Annotated in this window: 19 protein-coding genes; 5 read left to right on the plus strand and 14 right to left on the minus strand. The window is 58.0% G+C overall.

Features of this window, described 5'->3' with window-relative positions; genetic code table 11:
* Window position 1 precedes the first annotated feature (1 nt).
* Both BLQ74_RS14185 and BLQ74_RS14190 read left to right on the plus strand, forming a co-directional pair.
* Window positions 2-2704: a DEAD/DEAH box helicase gene (locus tag BLQ74_RS14185; protein ID WP_090263227.1), complete on the plus strand. Its 2703-nt coding sequence runs from the start codon at window positions 2-4 to the stop codon at window positions 2702-2704.
* On the plus strand, window positions 2701-4425 hold the full coding sequence (locus BLQ74_RS14190; protein WP_090263228.1) for a DUF262 domain-containing protein: 1725 nt from the start codon (window positions 2701-2703) through the stop codon (window positions 4423-4425). Before BLQ74_RS14185 ends, BLQ74_RS14190 begins: the two co-directional genes overlap by 4 nt.
* 231 nt (window positions 4426-4656) lie before the next feature.
* Here BLQ74_RS14190 and BLQ74_RS28035 read toward each other — a convergent pair whose 3' ends face one another.
* The 6 genes from BLQ74_RS28035 to BLQ74_RS27045 form a co-directional block, all read right to left on the minus strand.
* Window positions 4657-4923: a YkgJ family cysteine cluster protein gene (locus BLQ74_RS28035; RefSeq protein ID WP_090263229.1), complete on the minus strand. Its 267-nt coding sequence runs from the start codon at window positions 4921-4923 to the stop codon at window positions 4657-4659.
* A complete protein-coding gene (locus BLQ74_RS14200) occupies window positions 4920-6542 on the minus strand; it encodes a hypothetical protein (protein ID WP_090263230.1) in 1623 nt (540 codons plus the stop codon). The genes BLQ74_RS28035 and BLQ74_RS14200 overlap by 4 nt, the downstream gene beginning before the upstream one ends.
* A gap of 66 nt (window positions 6543-6608) precedes the next feature.
* The gene (locus tag BLQ74_RS14205) at window positions 6609-7709 is read right to left on the minus strand and encodes a chemotaxis protein (RefSeq protein ID WP_090263231.1); all 1101 of its coding nucleotides are present in this window, start codon (window positions 7707-7709) and stop codon (window positions 6609-6611) included.
* A gap of 29 nt (window positions 7710-7738) precedes the next feature.
* Window positions 7739-8770, minus strand: a complete 1032-nt coding sequence (locus tag BLQ74_RS14210; RefSeq protein WP_058487211.1) for a helix-turn-helix transcriptional regulator — start codon at window positions 8768-8770, stop codon at window positions 7739-7741.
* A gap of 804 nt (window positions 8771-9574) precedes the next feature.
* Window positions 9575-9919: a hypothetical protein gene (locus BLQ74_RS14220; RefSeq protein ID WP_090263233.1), complete on the minus strand. Its 345-nt coding sequence runs from the start codon at window positions 9917-9919 to the stop codon at window positions 9575-9577.
* A gap of 89 nt (window positions 9920-10008) precedes the next feature.
* Window positions 10009-10599 carry a hypothetical protein gene (locus tag BLQ74_RS27045; RefSeq protein WP_139199066.1) on the minus strand — a complete coding sequence of 197 codons (591 nt, stop codon included), beginning with the start codon at window positions 10597-10599 and terminating at the stop codon, window positions 10009-10011.
* A 144-nt stretch (window positions 10600-10743) separates the two neighbouring features.
* On the opposite strand from BLQ74_RS27045, the gene BLQ74_RS14225 reads away from it, so the two are divergent.
* Entirely contained in the window at window positions 10744-11091 is a 348-nt protein-coding gene (locus tag BLQ74_RS14225) for a helix-turn-helix domain-containing protein (RefSeq protein ID WP_090263234.1), read from the plus strand.
* Window positions 11092-11122: 31 nt separating this feature from the next.
* On the opposite strand, the gene BLQ74_RS14230 is transcribed toward BLQ74_RS14225, so the two are convergent.
* From BLQ74_RS14230 to BLQ74_RS14250, 5 genes are all read right to left on the minus strand, one after another.
* Window positions 11123-11425, minus strand: coding sequence for a hypothetical protein (locus tag BLQ74_RS14230; protein WP_170842805.1), 303 nt, complete (start codon window positions 11423-11425; stop codon window positions 11123-11125).
* A gap of 269 nt (window positions 11426-11694) precedes the next feature.
* A complete protein-coding gene (locus tag BLQ74_RS14235) occupies window positions 11695-12615 on the minus strand; it encodes a recombination directionality factor (protein WP_090263236.1) in 921 nt (306 codons plus the stop codon).
* Between the two features lie 77 nt (window positions 12616-12692).
* The gene (locus BLQ74_RS14240) at window positions 12693-13697 is read right to left on the minus strand and encodes a YqaJ viral recombinase family nuclease (RefSeq protein WP_090263237.1); all 1005 of its coding nucleotides are present in this window, start codon (window positions 13695-13697) and stop codon (window positions 12693-12695) included.
* A 75-nt stretch (window positions 13698-13772) separates the two neighbouring features.
* On the minus strand, window positions 13773-14741 hold the full coding sequence (locus BLQ74_RS14245; protein WP_090263238.1) for a DUF932 domain-containing protein: 969 nt from the start codon (window positions 14739-14741) through the stop codon (window positions 13773-13775).
* Between the two features lie 92 nt (window positions 14742-14833).
* Complete coding sequence (locus BLQ74_RS14250) at window positions 14834-15163, minus strand: hypothetical protein (RefSeq protein WP_090263239.1); 330 nt, start codon at window positions 15161-15163, stop codon at window positions 14834-14836.
* A 136-nt stretch (window positions 15164-15299) separates the two neighbouring features.
* Here BLQ74_RS14250 and BLQ74_RS14255 point away from each other — a divergent pair, with 136 nt between their 5' ends.
* Together BLQ74_RS14255 and BLQ74_RS14260 are read left to right on the plus strand one after the other, a co-directional pair.
* Window positions 15300-17606, plus strand: a complete 2307-nt coding sequence (locus BLQ74_RS14255; RefSeq protein ID WP_090263240.1) for an AAA family ATPase — start codon at window positions 15300-15302, stop codon at window positions 17604-17606.
* A gap of 180 nt (window positions 17607-17786) precedes the next feature.
* Complete coding sequence (locus BLQ74_RS14260; protein WP_090263241.1) at window positions 17787-18119, plus strand: hypothetical protein; 333 nt, start codon at window positions 17787-17789, stop codon at window positions 18117-18119.
* 317 nt (window positions 18120-18436) lie between these two features.
* On the opposite strand, the gene BLQ74_RS14265 is transcribed toward BLQ74_RS14260, so the two are convergent.
* The 3 genes from BLQ74_RS14265 to BLQ74_RS14275 are packed head-to-tail and all read right to left on the minus strand — an operon-like array spanning window position 18437 to window position 21791.
* Window positions 18437-20302, minus strand: a complete 1866-nt coding sequence (locus BLQ74_RS14265) for an SMC family protein (RefSeq protein ID WP_090263242.1) — start codon at window positions 20300-20302, stop codon at window positions 18437-18439.
* Window positions 20299-20802 carry an ABC-three component system middle component 2 gene (locus BLQ74_RS14270; RefSeq protein ID WP_090263243.1) on the minus strand — a complete coding sequence of 168 codons (504 nt, stop codon included), beginning with the start codon at window positions 20800-20802 and terminating at the stop codon, window positions 20299-20301. Before BLQ74_RS14270 ends, BLQ74_RS14265 begins: the two co-directional genes overlap by 4 nt.
* Window positions 20790-21791, minus strand: coding sequence for an ABC-three component system protein (locus BLQ74_RS14275; RefSeq protein WP_212633143.1), 1002 nt, complete (start codon window positions 21789-21791; stop codon window positions 20790-20792). Before BLQ74_RS14275 ends, BLQ74_RS14270 begins: the two co-directional genes overlap by 13 nt.
* Between the last annotated feature and the right edge of the window lie 139 nt (window positions 21792-21930).

A 21930-nucleotide genomic window follows, 5' to 3' on the forward strand; every position in this document is an offset into this window, starting at 1 on the left:
CATGTCCGGATTCGCACCGAAAGTCTATCAACAGCAAGTGCTCGACAGCGTGGAAGCCTATTTCAAGGCTTGCCATGAACTGCCGTCGCCTTCGATTGCTTTCACTGCCACCACCGAACGCTTGTGGGGACGCGGCAACCCGTACAACCCGTTATCGGGCTTTCCGGCCGACATGCCGTACTTCTGCCTGCGCGTGCCCACCGGCGGCGGCAAGACCTGGCTGGCGGCGAAAAGCATCCAGCTCGTCAACACCCACCTGCTGCGCTGCGAGCACAGCGTGATCCTGTGGCTGGTACCCAGCAAACCGATTCGTGAGCAGACGATCAAGGCGCTGAAGGATCGCAGCCATCCGTATCACGCCGCATTGCAGGAGGCTGGCCTGATCACGGTGCTCGATCTTGAAGAAGCCAAGAGCGTCACCCGCGCCACACTGGACACCTCAACCACCGTCATCGTCGCCACGCGGCAGGCATTTCAAGTTGAAGAGGAGGAATGCCGCAAGGTGTACCAGTCCAGCGGCGCGCTGATGCACCACTTCGACAATCTCTCACCCAGCCAGCGGGATGAGTTGCTGACCGATGGTGAGGGCAGCGAGCGCACCACGCCGTATTCGCTGGCCAACGTGCTGCGCCTGCGCCGCCCGTTCGTCGTTGTCGATGAGGCGCACAACAGCCGCACCGAACTGGCCTTCGACATGCTGGCGCGCTTCCGCCCCAGCGGGGTGATGGAGCTGACCGCCACGCCCGACTTGGAGCGCACGCCGACCAACGTGCTGCACAGCGTGTCCGCCGCCGAGTTGAAGGCGGAAGAAATGATCAAGCTGCCGGTGGTTCTGGAAACCGAACCTAACTGGCAGCAGTGTCTGGCCGATGCCATTGGTCGACGCGATGCCCTGCACAAGTTGGCCGATGAAGATCGCCGTGTAGGTGCGGCCTATCTACGCCCGCTGGTGTTGATCCAGTCCGAACCACGCCGGGCCGGCATCGAGACGCTAGATTTCGAGAAGGTGAAGAGCGAGCTGATCACCAACCACGGCATCCCCGCCAGGGAAATCGTAGTGGCCACGGGAGAGGAAAAGGGGCTGGAGCAGATCGATTCCGATTACAAACTGGGCATTGCCGACCCTGCCTGCCCGGTGAAATTCGTCATCACCCAGAAGGCACTGGCCGAAGGCTGGGACTGCCCGTTTGCCTACATTTTGGTGAGCATGGCTTCGCTGTCATCGGCTACGGCAGTGGAGCAGTTGCTCGGGCGCGTGTTAAGGCAGCCCGGCGCCAGCCATCGCAGTGCCAAGGCATTGAACCAGTCCTATGCATTTGTGGTGTCACGCAACTTTGCCGAGACGGCAGGTGCACTGCGGGACCGTCTGGTGGCCGGAGCCGGTTTCGAGCGGCGTGAAGTCACGGAATTCGTTACCGCCGCCCTGCCTGACCAGGCACGGCTGGACCTGGATGGACACGCCGGGCGCGTGGTCGTTCGGCCCGTGGCGATTACTTTGTCCGAAAAGCCCGACTTGAAGAGCGTGCCGAAGCCGGTGCGTGACAAGGTCAGCTGGGACAGCAAGCTCAATACGCTGACCATTAGCACGCCGCTCACGGAAGATGAAGCCGAAGTGCTCAAGGCCTCGGTCACTACGGAAGCTGCGGCAGCGGCGATTGTGGAAGCAGCCGAAGTCAGCCGCACCACGGCCATTGAATTCTTCCAGACGCCCGCTGAATTAGGCGAGCGCTTCCGCGTGCCGCAGTTGGCCTTGCGCGTGCAGGGCGAGCTGGCGCTGTTTGATGACCCGGAGGTGTTGGAGTATCCGTGGGACCTCTCGCCCTACGATGCTGCACCGACGGTCGATGACCTGACGGAATTAGGCGCTGCGTTGAAAGTATCGGAAGGCGGCGAGATCGACATCGACGATGGCGGCCAAGTTGTGTCGCGCTTCCTGCCCGAGCTGCAACGCGATCTGGGCCTTGTCTATCAACCCGAAAACTGGGATGAAGTTCGCATCGCCACCTGGTTGTGCCGCAACCTACCCGAGCCATCGCTGACTCACGCCAGCAAGCAGGTATTTGTTGCAGCGTGGCTCACCGATCTGCTGCGCCGGGAAGGTTTCACGCTGGCACGAGCCAACCTGCAGAAGTTTCTGATCCGCAATCTGATCGAGGCGCGTATTCGTGAACTACGTAAGCAGGCGGTCGGCAAGGCGTTCCAGCAGGCGCTATTTGGTGAGGATGCGGCCACACGGGTGGCGGTGACCGATCAATACACGTTCGAGTTTCACCCCCAGGCCTATGCACCGAGCCGTGATTACGACGGGCGCTTCGGGCACTTCGATTTCCGTAAGCACTTCTATGGGCGCATAGGCGACTTTGACAGCAAGGAAGAGTTTGAATGTGCTTGTCAGTTGGATATGTGGGCGCAGCAGGGCCGCATCCGGTTCTGGGTGCGCAATCTGGTTCGGCGCGAAGGCAGTTCATTCTTCTTGCAGAAGGCCGATGGTCGATTCTACCCAGACTTCCTCTGCCAACTGCCCTGTTCGGCAGAAAAGCCTGGGCCGATTCTCGCTGTTGAGTACAAGGGCGCAGATCGCTGGAATGGGGCTGAGGATGACCGTCTGATCGGTGGCCTGTGGGCCAACCTGTCGGAAGGTTGTTGCCGGTTCGTTATGGTGAAGGACAAACGGTGGGATTTGGTTGAGGGGTTTTTAAAGTGAGTACAGGGAAGAAGGGCCAGATCGACAGCGCCAAGATCGTGATCGGCGAGGTATTCTCTCGCCTCTGGTTTCGCATTCCGGACTACCAGCGGGCCTACGTCTGGGGCAAGGATGAGATTTCCGAGCTAATTGACGATGTGAACTACGCCAGCGAACACAACCCGGACGGCCAGTATTTCTTGGGTTCGATGGTGCTGCGCAAGGCGACACGTACCACCGATGGGGTGAGCTTTGAGGAATACGAACTACTGGATGGTCAGCAACGCTTAACCACCCTGATGTTGATGTTGGCGTGTATCCGTGACCGGGTCACGGACGATCAGCTCAAAGACGCCTGTCGCGGGATGTTGTTCCAGGAGGAGAACAAGTGGCAGAGGGTTCCGGGGCGAAATCGCATCGTTTATGACATCCGCGACAACGTGGGTAGCTTCATCGAGCGTTATATCAAGGCCGACAACGGTTCGCGCAGCACGGACTTGCCAGGCATTGCTGCCAGCAAGAATTTGTCTTTGGCCAATATGGCTGCGGGCATGAAGACCATTCATGCCAGCTTTGATGACAGCAGCCGCTTCCCCACGGAAGGTGACTTCGCCCGATTCGTTGGCTATCTGTTGAACAACGCACTGTTCATCTATGTGGCCACCGAAGACCTGGACGATGCCTTCCGACTGTTCACCATCCTCAACGACCGGGGCATTCCGCTGTCCAACAGCGACATTCTCAAGGCCAAAAACCTTGGTGCTGTCACCAAGGAAAGCGAGCGCAGCAAGTGGGCCGAATACTGGGAAGAAGTCGAAGGAGAGATGGGCCGCGACGAGTTCGACCGCTTCCTCTCGCTGGTGCGCACCATCTATGTGAAGGACAAGGCACGGGAAGGCCTTCTTAAGGAGTTTGACGAACGCGTCTACGGCGCCAAGCCGCCGCTGCTGGCGCTGGGCAGCGAGAGCTTCGAGGCCGTGAAGGCCTACAAGGATGCCTTCGATGAGGCGATTCAGCTCGATGGCCTGCCAGCCAGTCTGGGTAATTCCTATCGGAACCGCATCAATGTGATGCGTCGAGGCTTGCCAGCCACTGACTGGATCCCGCCAGTGCTGGCCTGGTATCGCAAGTTCAAGGCAGAGAAGTTACTCGATTTGATCGAGCGCATCGACAACAAGTTCTCTGCCGACTGGATCGTGCAGCTCACACCCACCCAGCGCATCAGCAACATGAATGAAGTCCTCAAGGTGATTGAGGCGGCCAAGATCCCGGCTGAAGTGCTCGCCAGCAAAGCCTTCGATTTCGACCGCAAACAGTTGCAGGACCTACTGGACGGCGCCATCTACGGTCGGCGCTTCGCTCGATATATTCTGCTGCGCCTCGAGTACCTGCTGGCCAGCCATGCTGCGCCGTTGAACCTGCCGGATGATATTAGTGTGGAGCATATCCTGCCGCAGAATCCGGACGGTGCGAGCCAGTGGGTCAAGGACTTCAATGAGGAACAGCGCGATACATGGCTGCATCGACTGGGCAACTTGATGCTGCTCTCGCGGCGCAAGAACACCTCCTTGGGCAATCTGGATTTCGCGAGCAAACGGGTTCGCTATTTCGAGGATCGGGTGGAAAGTCTGCCAAACTCGCAGCGCTTGTTGGCGATGGGGAGCTTTACTCTGACTGACCTGGAGGCACGTCACAATGACCTGTTGCAGCGTCTGAAAGACTCTTACGAGCCGGGTGCCTGACTCAGCGCTCAGTAAAGCCACAGGAGCAGAGAAAATGGGGGTCACAGCGTGAGCAGCTATAGGCTGCTCATGCTGGCTTATTTCGACGTGCTGGAGTGAGTGCCAGGCGCTCTGGATCAGCGCTGCGAAGTGATGCGAAGCCTGGCCCAGTTGAACAGCCAGTTGCTGCTTCACCAACTGGTAATGCACCTAGATTGCCCAACGAGATCTCACAAGCTCGTCTATACGAGGCTAATGTTGGCTCTGCAGCACCCGGCAAACCTCGAGATTTGCGTCAACAAACTCCGCCCAACTGTATAGCGCTGCATAGTGCATCCGGTACTGCCGATCCACCTGGCAGATATCTGGTCGGGTCTGATAAATCAGACAGAGCCGTTCAGCATCACTGTAGTATCGACATGTGCCGTCTCCCCGATCCAGATAGCGAGTTTGCTCAGCCATATGTACATTGCGGCAGCACAGCCCGCATTGCGTACAGGGAAACGCTGGTAACGTCATACTAGCGAGGTCAGCCAGTTACGGGTACTAGCTGCATTCCCTATCTCGAACGGCAGTTCGATACCGCGGGCCTGCACTTCTTGCTGCAACACCACACTGCGCTGCAGTTCATCGTTGCAACTTTGTAGTTCGAGGCTGAAGGCTTGCAGTTCGTCCACGTCTAGGTTGAATTCCAGTCGGCTCAGTTCGGCCAGGTATCGATCCAATTCGGCATTGATCGCCTGAAACTGTTTGATTGTGCCTGCGTGCGGGGGCAGTGATTCGATAAATGCCCACAGCTTGAGCGCCACGCCGCTGTGCAGCAAAAAGTAGTTGAGCCCAAGGGTGATCACACCGGTGACCAAGGCGCTGGCGAAGGCGGCTAGCTCGGCGCCGAACGGGAAGCTGCACACCGGCAGAAGTTGGGCGTAGGCCATGGAGCCGACGACGGTAGCGGCACCTACGGACAACAGCGAAGTGACTGCTTGGCACAATTCAACGAAGCTGAGTTGGTCGGGGTTGAAGATCATCAGTTTGATGGCCTTGACCAGTTGGCCCCAGACTTCGCGAATGATCTTGATCGCCATCACCTGCGTGGTGGCGAGGATGTTGAACACTGTCGTGGTGAGGCTGCCGAGGATGCCTGCGAATAGGCCGTCTTTGAAAGCCACCAAGAAGTCACTGAAGCGTCTTTGCACTCGCTCCCAGATACCTTTGAGTGAGGCGGTGATGCTGTCTACGAATGCTTCGAAGCTGAACTGATGCTTGAGCTTGTCCAGCAGGGCGGGCAGTTGCTCGCGTAGTTCGAACCACACTTCAGCCATGACCATGCCGAGCATCTGCCGAGTGCCCATAGCCAGTCCGGCGGCGCCGGCAGCGCTAGCGGTTTGATGGAAAAACTTGCTGCTGGTGTAGTAGGTGTGGTTGATCTGCTGCTCGTATGGTGCCCGCGCTTCAGCATCGCGTTTGCGCATGGCGTCGGGATCTACCGCTTTGAGTTCGGTGATTTTGTTTTCGGTTTTACGGATCTTGTCTTCCAGTTCGCGGGCCATGTGTTGCTGCTGCGGTGTTTCACGCGGCAGAGCCGCCAGGCGAGCACGGTCTTTGGCTAGTGTTACTTCGTTGTCAGAAATCAGGCCAGGCAGCCTTTGCAGGTACTCGTTGATGGGCGCCTGCTTTTTCGATTTGTTTACGGTTTCGTGGGTGGATTGCAGATTGCTGCTCTGATTGGCCAGTTCTACGCCGCTGAGCCCCGCTAGTACCCGACCGGCATCGTCATGAATTTCCTTGGCGCTGATCACATGGTCGAGGTTGCGCTGTTCGTGTGCGCCCATCACGGCATTGCGATAGGGGTCGCGCAGGACGCCAGCGGCGTGCAGGGTTTTATCCTGCTGGCCGGTGGCGATGTAATTGTCGTGCTGATGGTAGGGGGTACTGTCGTATTCGCCGCGTTGCTCATAATGCTGCTGTTCGGCGGCGGTGGCCCACACGCCGTTGCGCACATTGTGAACTGTGTCTACGTTGCCTCCTTTCTGGTCTTTGAACAGCAGAAAGTCCAGTCCGAAACTGGTTACAAGGCTGTTAACGACAGTTTTCTCGAGCTCTTCAGCCCAGGGGAAGTCTTGCGCTGCGGCGTGCATAGTGGCGTCCGTGACAAGTGAGTAAGGTGCAGGGCGGAGGCGGGGCCGTTTGGCCCCGTACCCGGGTCAAGCCGGCTCTATGCGAGCTGCGCTGGCCTTGGTATCACCAAGTTGCTTATCCAACTGATCCGCGTTGAGGATCATCGATCCGTCTTCGTCCGTGTCCATCACCGGTACGCCATTTTCGTCTTTGATGACTTCGCCGTTGGCGCTCTTGACCTTGAACAGCGGCGTGGTGATCAGGTCGACGAGGATGGTTGCCAGTGCGAAGCCGTTGTTGATCAGGCGCAGAATGGAGTCGCCCAGCTTGGCCAGTTCTCTCTGCGGGTCGAGTTGGCGAGACCTGATGTCTTCGATGTGGCGGGCGATGAACTTGAGATGTTCGAAGTATTGATCGAATTGCGCGTAAACCGACTTCAGCACGTCGCTGATGTCGAACACGTAATCTTCCGTCTTGCTGAGTTGTTGCTGGGCTTTTTCCAGCTTCGCTACGGCGTTATCGACTTCACGGTCGGCCTTGCGCGCGTTCTTCAACGCCTCTTCGCCATGGCTGTCGTATGCCCAACCCGCGATGGCCAGCACCGGTCCGGCCACGGCTGCGCCGAGAATCGCGGTGCCGCCGGCCATGCCCAAGCCGCCGGTGGCCAGCGAGCCGCCTCCAATAGCCGCCAGCGTAGCGTTGGTCGCAGCAACGCCAGCTAACGAGGAGATGGCTGTGCCAGTAGAGGCTGCACCCAATGCCATCACGCCGCCATATACGGCAAATCCAGCCGCAGCGCCGGCTACACCCGCTCCAGCGGCAGCGCCCAGCACTCCGATGGCGGTGTAGCTGTAGTTCTCGACACGCTGCAGTTTGTGCTTGGGAATATTGATTTCCAGCTTGTCTTGGCGGCCGTTGTTGAGTTTTTGCAGCAAGTCTTCGGCGAGAGTTTTGAACTCGTTGAACTGCTGGCCGATGTTTAGTTCTTCCTGGCCCAGCGATTCGAGGGCGTCAGTGGTGGCCTTTTCCTGTACGTCGAACGCTTCCTTCTTCCCGGCGTAACGCTTTTTTGCGGCGTTGACGATGTCGTCGGCTTCGGAATGCTTCTGGTAACCGTCGTAGCCTTTCTTGGCACCGTAGGCTGCACTGGCCAGCGCCGCGGCGCCGAGAATGAGAGGAAGTGGCATGACAATATCCTTTTGAAGTATTGGGATGTTCAGGCAGGTTGCTGGATTGCGCCGGTTTCTCGATAGAGCGCTTGCATCGAGTTCAATCGCTCGCGAATCTCCTCCACCCACACCGCGGGTGCATGCAGGCGAATGTTTTCGTTCAGGGCAAAGATCCACCAGAGCGTTTCGCGGTCCAATGGCACTGTTGCGTGAAGGCGGTGCCAGCCATGACTGGCGGTATCGCTCAAGGTTTGCCGATGGCTCAATGGTGTTTCACTGAGCAAGGCCGCGATCTGTGGGCGGACATCGGCAACTAGCTCCACTTGTGCCTCTGCTTCCCGCTGGCTGAATACGCCGCTGGCGATGTAAGCATCGACATCGAAGCTCTCATGTTCTTGAGCGGCCTGCTCGAGTACGGTCACTTCGGTAATCCGGTGCAAGGCGAACTGACGCAGATCGCTGAAACCGTCAACAGAGGCAAGCAGGTAGCTCACGGCGTGGCGTGAGACCAGGCCGGCCGGGTGTAGACGAAAGTGCTTGAGTTCGCCTTTGCTGCGACTCAGATAAGCCACCTCGAGTTGCTTGCGCTCGAGCAGGCCCGCGGATACTTGCGCCCAGGTGTGTGCTCTGACCTGCGCTGGTAGCAGAGTTTTCCCATAGGGCAGTGTACGAACGCGTTTTGCCCAATCGGCTAGGCCGTTACCGCCCAAGCCGCTGAGGTAGTTGCGGGCTCGGCGAAACTGAGGGGCCAATTGATCCAGAACGCTCTGCGGTAGAATTGGGCTGAGGTGGCTTTCAGATAAGAAAAGCGCCAGGGCGGTCGGCGCGTCCATGTCCTCAAGCTTGAGCGGTGCCTCGCGCGTGAAGCTCCAGCGGAATGGCATTTCGCTGTCGTCGCACTGCAAGGAGAAGGGAACCGACAATCGATTCAGGTCGCGCTGAATCGAGCGCAAGGTCACCGAAAAGCCTCTATCGCGAAGCTTTTCGAGAAGGGTTGGCGTTGCGATACGCTGAGGTTCGGTGGGAATCAGGCGGAGTAATGCAAATAGCCTAAGCAGCGTATCCTTCGCTTGGGACATGATGACTACCTTGTTCTGTGTCACGACTGATCGCCAGTTACCTGACGCCAAGTTGATGTCGATCCTACTGGGTTTGATGGCTTTGTGCCACTGATTGAGTAGGTCCTACGACCAAATTCATTCGGCCGCGCACTTAAAACTTGAGATCTGGCTGCGGCTCGGTGTGTTCGTCAGCTGGAGGAGGGTTGCTGTGCCTCCTTTTCACGCTTCAGGTCGCTGTACTCGCGATACAGCTCATAACCTTTCTTCAGCACTACAACGAATCCGATAGCGGCAAATAGGTTTTTCATACAAGTGACCTCCTAGACTTCTTGGCTAGCTTCTCTGGTGGGTGCGACAGCTTATGTCGCACAGATGGAGGGTTACTCGTCCATATTGAGGAATTGCTCTAGGCGTGCTCTGAGTGCTTCCTTGTGGGTTGCATTGCGACGTTGAGGCGAGGGGGTGTAGCAGTTCGGGCAGACGGAGAACCAGTCGCGATGTAGCACTAATACGTCGCTGTTTGGAAGCATCGTCTTTTTCCAGGAACAGTGCTGGCAGGTAAGAGTAAATGGACGTGGCGGGGGCGGCATGGCTGCACCTTATAACTATCTGATGGCGCCAGATTGCTGCCGGCGGGCGACAATTCTCGTCGCGTCTGTTCATTTTTTTAGCGTGCTAACCGGCAGGCAGAGCCGCTATGGAATCGGAGATGGCACTGGTCGGGTCAAGCTCGGCCAGTGCTGTGATTGGTGGCCTATAGCTGGTCCTGGGCCGCCCTATTGAGGCAGACTAGGAATAACGCCAATTGAGCTCCTTTGCTCGTTACTTCTTATACGTAACGTGGATGCTAGATCCGAAGAAATTTTTGGCAATTTCGTAGTCAGGGTTCCAAGTGGCGATATTGTGGGCGGCAATCGCGATACCTGACAGCGCTCCAAAAATGCCTGTGAATCCACCTGCAACCGTGGCCCCCGCAGCTGCGATCCGGCCAGAGGTGTATATCCGGCACTTGAACCCCTGTGACTCGATGAGTCGTTCTAGAGTTTCAATGGCGGAGTTAAACTTCATTGAGTCAACTTTTTCCAATATAAAGCTTTCTTTCTTTTTGATTTTTTCTAAGATTTTTTCATTCGATATTTCATTGAGGCTGTAGACGTTAACATCCATGCGGCACCGCCATGATCTGAATTTGGTTTGGGGGAGTAAGAAAAATAAAATTCATAATTTTAGGGGCGTTAGCCCCTAAAATTTAGTGTTTATGGTTGTTTTCCTTCTTTGCACAGGCCTGCCCACTCCTGAAGCATGTCGTACATGATAGGAAGATTTTCGCCATTTTGTTTTCGGAAAACGGCCGCCCACTTGTCAACGCATGCTGAAACTTCAGGGCTGTTTTCTTCGTCCGTCGAGTCCGAAACCTTCAAGGGAGCCGCCATTTCACCGCCACTCTCAGGGCCGGTTCCTTTCAGGTAGGCCACAATTCGTCCGTCTTTGGCGTTGCCAAGGTAGTAGCCGCGAAGTAACACTATAAGTGTGCGTTCTTTCTTTTGTATTTGTCCTGCATATTCGCCCGTAGAGTCCCAGAGGCCGCTGGGCCTTTGGTAGTAATACTCGCATGTGCCATCTTTGCAGAATACTGTTCCGCGAGTCTCCAGAACTTGGATACTACCATCGTCCATTTTGTATGGAAGTCTGGCTGGAACATCTTCAGGAACACAGTCCAACCATGCCGAGTTTTGCTTGTTTACAGGGCATTCCAGAACATCTGCCGCCTGCCAAGCAGCTGCATCTAAGGCATAGAGGCTGGCGACCCAGCTGAAGAGAGAAGCTAAGAGGAGTTTCTTGTGCATTCGGACGTGTCCTTGTGCCGGGAGATCAGTGAGAAAGAGCATCAACAGTCGATTATCAACTTTTTGAGGTGATTCTCGACTTGTGATGTTCTTCATGTCAATGAGGGCGATGCCCAACCATTCAGGTTGAATGGGAGAGGCATCATGGTTGGTACAGATCAGAAGGCGCTGGCTGAAGCTGTGGGGCGGGCAATCGCCAAGCAGCGCATGCGCTGTGGAATGACGCAGGACGAGGTGGCGGAGATCCTGGGTGTTGGGAACGAGGCGGTGTCACGTATCGAGCGTGGAATCGTCATGCCCAATATTGCTCGGCTGTTCGAGTTCGCAACGATCTTCAACTGCAACGCGATGGAGTTGCTGAGTGAGGCCAGCTTGCGTGCCGATGATCAGGCCACGCGGATCAGTGGCTTGCTGAATGCCCTGGAGGAGAGCGACCGCCAGTTGGTGGTGGAGATGGTGGAACGGTTGAGCGAGCGGCTCAGTCGCGGGTGAAGGGATTCCGCCACTGCCAGGCGAGATTGAGCTAGCGGCGAGGGATGGGTTCGTCGTTGTACTTCGCTCCGCAGCGAAGGCAGAGGCAGTCGTACTCCATGAACTGGAAGCGGCGCACGTCGCGAATGAAGTCGCCGGTACTGTTCCAGTTCGCCGCCGCGCCGCAAATGCCATCGAGCATCAAGTTGAAGGCGCGCTCCAGCGGACTTTCGCAATGTAGGTCCGAGGTGATTGGTGGTTGCCGGGCTGGCGACTGCTGGATCCCGCGAAGAAAACCTTCCAGCTTGCCCATTAGCCGGGCCAGGGCTTTGGCCGCGTCCTTGGACAGCACCACGGAAGAATTACAGATCAGACACCGTGTGATCATGGTGAGTGCTCCTGTGTCAGGCAGGATGAAATGAGGCGAAATCAGCAAGCGAGCAGGGGGGCGGGTGGCTCCTGCTTATGCTGTCGGACGGATTAGTCGGAGATCCGAACACCGAGCCCCTGGATGAGCCGGTGGAACAGGATTAGCGCCAAGACGGTGACCAGTAGCACCGGCCAGAAACGCACCAAATTCATGGCGCGCTCCTCCTTTTTAGTTTAGCGGTGGTGCCGCGAATATCAGTCCGCGGCTCGTTGGGCCCTGGTTTCGGCGCGGGCTTTCAGCAGCGTCGACAAGGTGGGTTTTGGCGCAGCCTGCGGCTCTGATGCAGGAGCGGTCGAAGGGGGCGATTCAGGAGTTGGTTCCGGAAAGAACTCCTCGGCGATGGAACCGGTCTCCTCGTCACTGTCCTCGAAGGCACCATTGGCAAAGCCCAGCCGCGCAGTGGCATCCAGCGCCTCCTGGTCGAAGCCGGAGGCCTGGCGCGCCTCGTCGAGCTCCCGGGCTTGCAGTAGCGCCTCCTCCATCGACAATCCACTGCGTACTGTGATGTCGACGTAGAAGATCGGCGAGCCGTGACTTTGTCGGGTGGACTTGCCACGCAGACGCAGCTCCAGCGGCAGGCACGCCAGGCGATTGCCGGAGATGGCCTGCAGGTACTGCAGCCGAGCCGCCAGGGTGCGAATGCTGTTGAAACCGGTGGTGCGGAACACGAAGCTTCCCAACGTATCCTCATCGCCGATGGCGACATTGAGGCGACCGTAGGGCTTGCATGCACCGCCCTTGGCCAACGGACAACCATCCGGCGAAGGGCAGGGTAGCGAGATAATGCCGTCTGGGCTCCGACGCTTGCAGGTCTCGCCGTTGCCGACGCACACCGGTCGTCCTGACTGCCGATCGAACAGGCAGTACTCGGCGCGGAAGTTCAGCTCCGGGGCGTTGAACAGCAGGCGGATCGGAATACTGCGGATCTTGCCGCCCTGGGCTGTGCGTAGCTCCTCGTCCAAGGGATGGGCCAGCCAACCGTCGCGCAATTGCACTTGCGAGGTAAGGGTGAATTGATCGTCCTTTTCCGGCAGGCGCTTGCCGTTCTTCTCGACGACCTTGCCGATGGAAATCCGCCCGAGCACCGGCGGGGTAATGGCCAAACCTTTGAGCATGGTGGTTCTCCAGCGAATGAATAAAAAAGACCACCTCGACGCAGGGGAGCGCTGAGGTGGCCAATGGGGAAATGCAATCAGAGGATCAGGAAGCGGCGGCTACCGGTCTTGGTGGTGGGATAGCGTGCCAGCAGGTAGGGCTTTTCCTTGAGCAGCAGCGGTACATCGAGCACCACGCTGTCCTTGGCCTTGCGCCAGGACACCGCGCCGCTGGCAAACTGCGCCCGAGTAGCGTCGCCCATGGCCTGCTGCAGTTGCTGCTTCAGCTCGGCCTCGCGCTTGCCCTGGGCTTCCAGGTTGCCACGTACCGATTGCAGTTCATCGAAGGCCCCCGATAGTACTGGGTTCTGGGTGAAGTCCAGGGTGCTGCCATTGTCCTGCGGGTACAGGCAACGCAGCGCCTGCTCCGCCGAGTCGGAGCCATCCGCTGGTGGCGGCGTATCGCGTTGCACATAGCTCCAGAAGTCCCGCTCCAGTTCGATCAGCCGCGCAATGAGTTCGTCATCGCGTTCAATGCGATGGATCTCCAGATGCTGGCCGCCGAGCAGTACCGCCACGTCGGCGGCCTGCTTGCCAGTCACGGCCAGTTGGTGCATGACCTGCAACTGCACGTACACCGGCACGCCGTCCTTCCACAGACGCGCACCGTTGAGGCCGGCGGTCTTGCACTCCAGCACCTGGACGTCGTCTGCACCGATCACCTCGCGGTCGATGTTGGCGAGCATCCAGTCCAACTTGGGATCGGGATGCTGCAGTACGGCATTGATACGTCGTACTCGGTTGCCGGTACGGCGGGCGTAATGGTTGGCGACGATAGGCTCGAGGATGTTGCCCCAGTAAGTGGGGCTTTCCTCGTCGTTTGGATCGCTCTTGGGTAGCCCAGCATCGCGGCCGGTCTTCTCCAGCCACAGCTCCAGCTGCGATTTGTAGGGATTGAGACCGACCGCGGCGGCGGCATCTGAGCTGCCGATACCGTGTTTGCGTACCGCCAGCCAGTCGTCGCGGGACAAGTCCTTGGTGCCGACCAGGCGCAGGGCAGGGCGCTTCTTGCCGGTACTGCCGTTCAATGACGTTGCTTTCATGGTATTCACCTGCAGACATAAAAATGCCCGACCAGCGCAAGGCTGACCGGGCGCGAGGGGTGATGTGAGTGAGGGTTAAGCTGCGAGCTGCAGCGCGGCATCCAGGGCACGTTGCTTGATCTGCGCCCCCTGGCCGAACCAGGCCGAGTCCATGCGGTACTCGTTGCTGCGGGCGCGACGCTCGTGGTCGACGTACTCGGTAACGGCATTGAGCAACCCCCAGGTCGTGCCGCGTGCCGAGTCCAGCTGACTGCCCCGTCCTCGGCCCTCGTACAGCTCCTGGACTTTGCGCAAGGCGCGTTCGTTGGGCAGTTGCTCTGGCAGCGCGCCGGTCGGGCTGGTCTCGCACAGCACATTCATGAAGAAGCCCAGTGCCTCGTGCCACTGCACCTTGCGCTCGGCCAACGCGCGCATGCGATACATGAAGTCGTCCCATTGCGAGACAGCAATGCCGAGTTGCTTCTTCACTGCCTTCGGATCGAAGCGGGTGTTGTGCGGCACCTTGATCGCGCGACTGGTACCGTCCAGGGCTATGGTCAGGGTGTTGTTGCAGACCACGCGCACGGTGGTCGGCGTTGCCGTGGTGGCCAGGGTGCCGTCGCAGGAGGTGGCTAGCAGCAAGTAGCCGTTGACCTGATCGTTGCCCTTCAGTGCAGCCCCTTGCCCGGTACGCGCCAGCGCCCAGAACTTGCGCCCACCTTTGAGCACGCCAGCCGTTTCCAGCTCGTAACCGGAGACCTCGGTGAGATCCCGATAAAACTCCAGCACCTCGCGAGGTTGCACCGTGTGGTAGCGATTGGAGACCACCGACAGCGGAGCCTTGGTATCGGAGCGGTAGAGCACCTTCTGCTCGGGGAAGGAGTGGATCGTGCCTAGGTGGCCGACGGCATCCGACTTGAAGTGCACGGGGCTTTCCAGGATCTGCCAGTCCATCCCGGCTTCGCGTTGCCAGACTTCGATGGGCTGTTTCTGAGTAAGCTGATTGCCCAGGCCGTGCCACGGGGTAGCGCCAGCGTAGGCCATGGTTTCGACGAGATGCGCCATGTGAGCGATTCCTTTGGGTGCAGGCCGGCATAAAGCGCTGCGCGAGGCGCAGCACCGACCGGCGATTGAAATGAGAGGTGGGTAAGCGTCGATCAGGCCGGCAGGTTGAAGCGATGACCGCAGAGCAGACAGAGGTTGTGGGCGAGAACGTGGCGGTCGAGTGACTCGCCGAGCTGCGCGCCAAGTGCGCAACCGCCAACCCCGCCAGCCAAGCCGCCGAGGATGGCACCAGATACGGAGCCGAGGGTGACGCCGACTGGCCCAGCAATAGCGCCGAGCGCAGCGCCAGCCTGACCACCCGCGAGGGCCGCGCTGACGCCACGTGCCACACCGCCCACGGTACCGATGGCTGCGCCGACTTTCATGGCGTGGTTGAAGGAAGCGACTTTGGGGGAGTGGCAGCGAGGGCACTGCAATGACATGGGGCGAACCTCCTTGGTGCTGATGTCATTACGGTTATGTAGGGCCGAGATTTTTTCGAATCGAATGGCTGTGTTGTGAGTCGATCAGTCAAGTTATCCTTGCTGTCATCAGGGATCGAACTAGGGGCGTTTTACTGTGCTTGAGAAAGTCATCAGCATCGAAAATATCGGTGTCATTAAAAGTGGTGTTCCGCGCCCGCTTACTCTTGAGAAGGTCACGCTTGTATACGCCGACAACGCACGCGGCAAGTCAACCCTGGCTGCCTTGCTAAGTGCGTGTGCAGCGGCGAACGTACCCGAGCTGATCAAGCGCAAGACGGTTGGCGCCCAGAGCGACCAAAAGGTCTTACTGCGATTCAAGGCCCCCGCAGGCGACTTCAATGCCCAGTTCGATGGCAAGGTCTGGGCCGGCCAGCAGCCAAACTTGCACGTTTTCAACCAAGATTTCGTTGAACGTAACGTCTACACCAGCTCCGGCGTGACGCCCGATCAGCGTGCATCACTGTTGGAACTTGCACTTGGTGATGCAGCGGTCGCCGCCCAAGCCGAGTTCTCCAAGCAGAGCGAGCTGCAGCGTACTAAGGCAGGAGCGGTTCGGGAGGCTGAAGGAGCCCTGACCGGCTACCGCGGTGACCTGACTGTGGATCGCTTCATAGCGCTGCCTGAGGCACCTAATGCTGACGACGAAATTCAGGCCCTGGACAAGCAGATTGCGGACGCACAGGGAATTGCAGCCATCCTTGCCAAGCCGAACTTCAAAAAGCTGACTGCCCCCACTTTCGACTTGGCAAAGTTCAAGGCCATCGCGGGCAGCGAGTTCGAGCAAGTGCAAGACGGCGCGGAAGCGCTAGTCAAGAAGCACTTCGAGGCTCACCTTGGGGCGGAGACAGAGCGCTGGGTCTCCACCGGCCTGCATCACAAGCCTGAGCAAGATTGCCCTTTTTGTGGCCAGAAAACTGGAGGACTGGCACTAATTCAGGCCTACAAGGCCTACTTCAACCAAGCATACAAGGACCACCTGGCTGATATCGAGTCCCTGAAAGACCTGGTGATACGGGACATTTCTGTGGCCTCTATCTCAAGCTGGGCAGGCATCCAAGCCTTCAATGAAGGCGCCGCAGGTAACTGGAATGGATTCATTGAGTTCACTCTGCCGGCCATCGACATCGTCGCAGCGGAGAGGGGCATTCAAGAGGCCCAGCAGTCCCTGATTAAACTGGCTGAGCACAAGAAGGCATTCCCTCTAATAGCCATTGAAAGTGGGGCTGTGAGCGAGATTGAAGCCAGTCTGGGCCCCGTCAACGCGTTGGTGACCGCCTTCAACGCCGAAATCGACGCTATCAACGAGAAAATTGTCGCTCACAAGAAGACCTTGGCAGCAGCTGACGTGCAGGCGCTTAATGCAAGCCGAGCGACCATGAGGTTACAGAAAGTCCGCCACGACCCGAAGGTTAAGGCTCTGGTGGCTGTAGTGACGACCGCGCGGAGCGAGCATAAGAATGCGGAGAAGGCCAAGAACGACGCTAAGGCCACTCTCGATGGCTTGATGGCCAATCTGCTGACTACCTTTCAGACAGCTATCAACGGTTGGCTGAGTCGCTTTGGTGCGCCTTTCAGTATCGAGAAACTCACGACCTCCTACGCAGGTGGGGACCCACGCGGGCACTACGTCATCAACGTGCGAGGCGCGAAGGTCAACGTCGGCCCAGGTGCGGCCGGCGAACTTTCTTTTCATGCAGCCCTCAGCGAAGGAGACAAGCGCACCCTAGCGTTCGCCTTCTTCTTAGCTAGGCTGTTTGCCGATCCGAACCGGGCACTCGCTACGGTGGTGCTTGACGACGTGTTCACCAGCCTGGACCACCATCGCCGGCACAACACAGTAGAAGCGGCAGTAAAGATGGCCCAGGAGTGCGCCCAAGTAATCGTTCTGGGGCACGATGCTCACTTCCTGCGTGAGCTGCGCAAGCGTGTTAAGCGCAAGAGTGTCGGGGAGACCCTGGAGCTTTGCCTGCATCGCGACGCCGACAACTATAGCTTGCTCACCGGCTTTGACTTGGACGAGTTTTGCGCTTCGGACTACTACAAGAACTACGTGTTGACCGAGAGTTTCCTTGCTGGGGCAGTGCCCCAGGAGAAACTCTTGGATGTGGCAAAAGCCCTTCGTCCGCTGGTTGAAGGGCATCTGCACAAGTCGTTCCCCAAGCGTTTCAAGGACGGGCAGACAGTTGGACAAATGCTAGAGGTGGTGAAAAACGCCATTAGTCCCAATCCGTTGGTGGCTCTCCAGCCGCTGCATGGGGATCTTTGCGACTTCAATGACTTTGCTGCGTCCTTTCACCACGACACCTCAGGTGGCCATCCGCGAGTAGACATCAATGACGCCGAGCTGCGGCAGTACGCCGAGGCTGCTTTGAAATTCATCCAGTCGCGTAAGCTACGGTAGGCCTCCGAGCTATTTGAAGAGTGCAGTGACACCCGGCAGTTGGCCAAATCCAACGCGCGGGTCAGATTTGGGGCGGATATCAGTGGACGTGGCCATGCCGACATCGCTGAAGGTGGACACAATTGCGACGGCGCCAAGCGCTGAGTCGTGGTCGGACAATGAATTGATGGAGGACGCGCTATGCCAAAACCACTGAAGATTCTCCACCAGAGCTTTTCATCCCAGGCGGAAGCAGAAGAGTTTTTCTACGGCATTCGGGACAAGAACTTGATCAGTGGAGGGGATATCGCTGGTTCTGTTGATTTCGACCTGCTGTGCGAGCTTTATGTCAAATACTGCGAATACACTGATTGGCCTCTGCCAGCAGACCCAGTTGCTTTTTATGCTCGGAATATCGCGCGTGGTGTTGGACCCAACGGCGGCACGACGCAGGGCTTTGTCGTCAAGTTCAACGATGGGAGCGAGCAGGAGTTTTCTGCGAAGAAAGCCATAAAGGCAGTGGCAAGCAGATGAGGCTTTGGCTCAGAGGGTTGGCGGGCGGCTGCTTTCGACGCCACTGGGCTGTCCGTCTCTGCTGGTGAAAGTGGGCGGATGACGCAGGGATCTGAGCTGCTGCCGACATCCATCTGCTACAGATTTCGTGTAGCAACGCCTTAATTGGGCGTTTTCTTGGCTTTGTGCGAGCGAACCGAGACGGCACTGACTTTTTCAACAGAATCAACCCAAAGCAGACATGCACCGACCGCATGGCGTCCGCCCTGAGTATGTCTGCGCACATCTTGGTAGACACAGCGCCGGCCGGCCAAGCTGCTAGTGTAGGAGCGTGCGGATTATGAGCCTGTTGCTAACAGACCAAAGCGCCCGTTGCCTTCAAGGCCAGTAAACGTCTCGATCCTGGCCATATCGCGGACGGCAGTTGGCGGGTCAGAGTTCTCAATTACGATGAACTGCACGTCGCTCTTCAGGCTGTGGAGGTGCTTGTAGAAGTGCTCGGCGAGGCTGGTCGCCTTGAGCACCTCCTCGTCTGCAGCTAGCTCGCCGTGCCTCGATGTCATCGGTTCGCGATAAGTCAGCAGCGGAGTGTCGAGGACAAGGAAGCCTGGATGTGGCAGTCCATTCTCAATGCAATAGACTAAGACGGCGACGTTAAAGGCGGCATGCAGAATCGCCCGCACGCCTTTTCCGTTGGCGGCACGGCGCTTGCCTGCGACGGTGATGTCGTTGGTTTTCCCGTCGAACTGTACCTTATCCGCATCGGGGAAGTGCCAAGCGGTGAGAACTGCCTTCACGGTCTCACCGAACTTGAACAGGGTAGTTGAGTCTGGGCCTACCGGAGGTGCCTCGCCCTCGCGTTTGGTTGGTTCGGCATCGATCTCGGCCCGTCGGGCGACAAGCTTCGCCCGACGCAGGTAGAGGTCGAGGATTTTGCTGATTTCGACTCGCTTCGACGTGTACGCCTCATAGCTTGCTCGCAGTGAGGCTTCGTGCGGGCGTAGCGCCTCGATACTTACATCTAGTCTTTCAGTCTCGATCAAGAGCTGGACGATTGTCCGACGGAGGCCGCCGGCCTCAGCTTCGAGCGATGTAATGGTGTGCACCAACTCGCGCTGCTCCCGCTCGATTTTGCGAGCCTCAGCGGCTGCGGCTTTGTGGGCCATCGCCATTTCTTCGGCCGCGCGATTATGCTTCTGTGCCTCGGGCGGGGCGCCGCACACAGCGCAATCCATGCCGGCCATCGCCACGAGTACGTAGCCGCCTTCCTCGATTGACTGCAGGCGCTCCAGGTCGGAGCTGTAGACTGCCTGCAGCTTGGCGAAGCGCTGCAGCGTAAGATCGAGTTCCCCCGCACGTTCCTGCAACTCGCGGCAGCGATCATTGTCACTCCGCCGTTCGATGATGAGGCTGTCCAATTCCTTCTGGGCATCCTGAAGCCGAGCGAACAGACCCTCGGCGCTTTGATCAAGCCGTTCGAGTTGTTCTTTGGTTTCCTTTTCCTCAGGCGGGTCCTCGCCGAGTTCGGCATCGAGCTGAGCGATCATTTCATCTATCAATTCGATCTTGGCCGCCTTGGCTACCTTTCGTTCCGATGATTTCGGGACTGTTACGGCGGCAGAGTCATCAATTCCGGTGAGGAGGAGCTTGAAGAGGTTCTGTTCGAACGTGCGCTCGGATGGTGTTCCCGAGGCAAGAACGGGACTCTTCTCGGCGATGATGTTTTCCTCGGACACCACAGCGTAGGGAGACAGGAGATAGATAGACAGATTGTCCTTCGCGCCGTTGCCATCGCGAACGATCTGCTTGCCGGCAAGCCCCATGGCGTCGAGCAGAAGGTGCGAGACGGTATCGGTGCGCTTGGAGTCGTGCTGTTGGCGTAGTGCCACGCCGTCGACGGCGTCGTCGCTTTTGACCAAGCCTTCATAGAGTTTGAAGTGGCCGCCCCGGGTAGCGCGATAGAGCGTGACGTCGCGATTGTTGGGCAGCGTCAGGCCCAGCCAAGCAGCGTCGTAAGCTACGATCTGCTCGGTCTCGGGTAGGCTCTTGGAAACACCGAGCATGAACAAAATGGCCTTCGAGCTGAAGGACTTACCGGTGTTCGAGGCACCATAAACGATGTTGAGTCCATCCTCGAATTCAAGTTCGGCAGACTCAATGTTTGGCCCGGTGAATGTGAGGTGGCGCAGCCTGATACCTGTCATTTCGACGTCTCGTCGGCTCGAAATTCGGCAGTCCACCGTCCGATCCGGCTTTCAATTAGTGCCCGCATCTCGGTGGTCTTCAGCCCAGCAAAGTGGTTTGCTATCCACTTGGCTCGCTGCTTGAGGGCGAGTGAATAGGGCGCCTGCAGCAGGTCGAGATAGCTCGGTGCTTCCTCGCTGGCACAGAACTCGATACCGGCCTCAGTCTCAAAGACCTCGACGAGGTGTACCTGCTGCATCATGCGCAGGCTTCGCTCAACCAACTGGCGACGAACGAGGAGCTCGCCGGCGCGATTGGGCAGGTCGGGATGAAGGCTCTCGGGCACATCCTGACCATCGAGGTCGCCGGTATGGACGACAAGGTGGTCGAGCCAGGTCATCTCAATAAGATCACAGTGGCGTGGGTAGAAGGCCTCTAGCACCACCAGTGCCCGGATCCCTGTCTCGAGCGTACTGTTGAAAGGGTGTCCATCCGAAACCTTGCCTTCTAGCGATACCATGGCAGGCGTCCTTCGTTTGCGAACTGATGGCAGGTCCCCTGCTTGACCTGTGGCCCCGCATGCTTACCGAGTATGCCGGACGGTTGGAGGATGGCCGCTTGCCGCATTACTTGGCTGAGCCTTGCAAGGCCGTTTACATGATCGTCGTTATGGATTTCGACGACACCATGGTAGATCTCATCCTTGAAAGCGACCAAGTAGTCCTCCGGCGTGGAATCGCGGTAGAACCGATCGAAGGCTACCGAGTCGAAAAAACGGGTTCGTTGGTCGCGCAGATGCGTACTGAAATCCGGATTGGCCAGGGCTGTTGCAGCGTTAGGGTAAGTTCCGGGCCCTTTTTCCTCGTAAAGCTTGAGTAGCTGGCTGATATAGGCGGACTCGCTAGCCTGAATCTCGACTGGGACGACGCCTCGGGGTGAGGGACCAGGATCTTCGCCAAACCACTTGACAAGTGCGGGTTTGCACGCGGGATCGTCTACGAGCCGCGCCGCGTCAAGCCAATGGATTTGGGTAAAGTCGAAGGCTTGAATTTTCGCCTCTATCTTGGCTGTGAGCAGGATGGTCTTTTTTTCGACGAGCCGCCCGGCGATGTCAGTGTCCCATCGGTCGAGGAAGGCCTGCCTGAATCGCTCCGGGTGCGCAATGAATTGCTGCACGGCGCGGGCAACGCCGCACGGTGCTACAAAGGTGTAGGAATGCGGCAATGTGTACGCGCCGTCCGCCGAGTGCATGAAGATCTTGCCGAGCTCGACGAAGGTGGATGTTTCGGACAGCACTTTGCTGAGTTGCTTGCACTGGAAGTTGTCCCAAGGACCCTCCATGCGCTTGTTCGTCACGTAACCAGTAACGTCACGGCCCATATCACCAGTGCCGCGCCATAGTTCGTGGCTGTGGTAGTCTTTGCAACGCTGAGCTAGCCAGTCATTAACAAAGTCTTCGAGGCGGTCCGCGGGAAGTGCGCGGATCAAGATAGCGTGGTTGATGCGCAAAGATCACCCCCAGATCGCAGGTCCGCATTATGCGGTTCCATTGCAAACGGGGGCAATGATTGGTGTGCTCGCTACCGCCCCTTCTAGACCATTGTGCCTATCAAGGACAAATGTCCTCATCTGGCCGGCAGAAAACCAT

It is taken from the genome of Pseudomonas panipatensis (assembly GCF_900099785.1).
GTDB classification, from domain to species: domain Bacteria; phylum Pseudomonadota; class Gammaproteobacteria; order Pseudomonadales; family Pseudomonadaceae; genus Pseudomonas; species Pseudomonas panipatensis.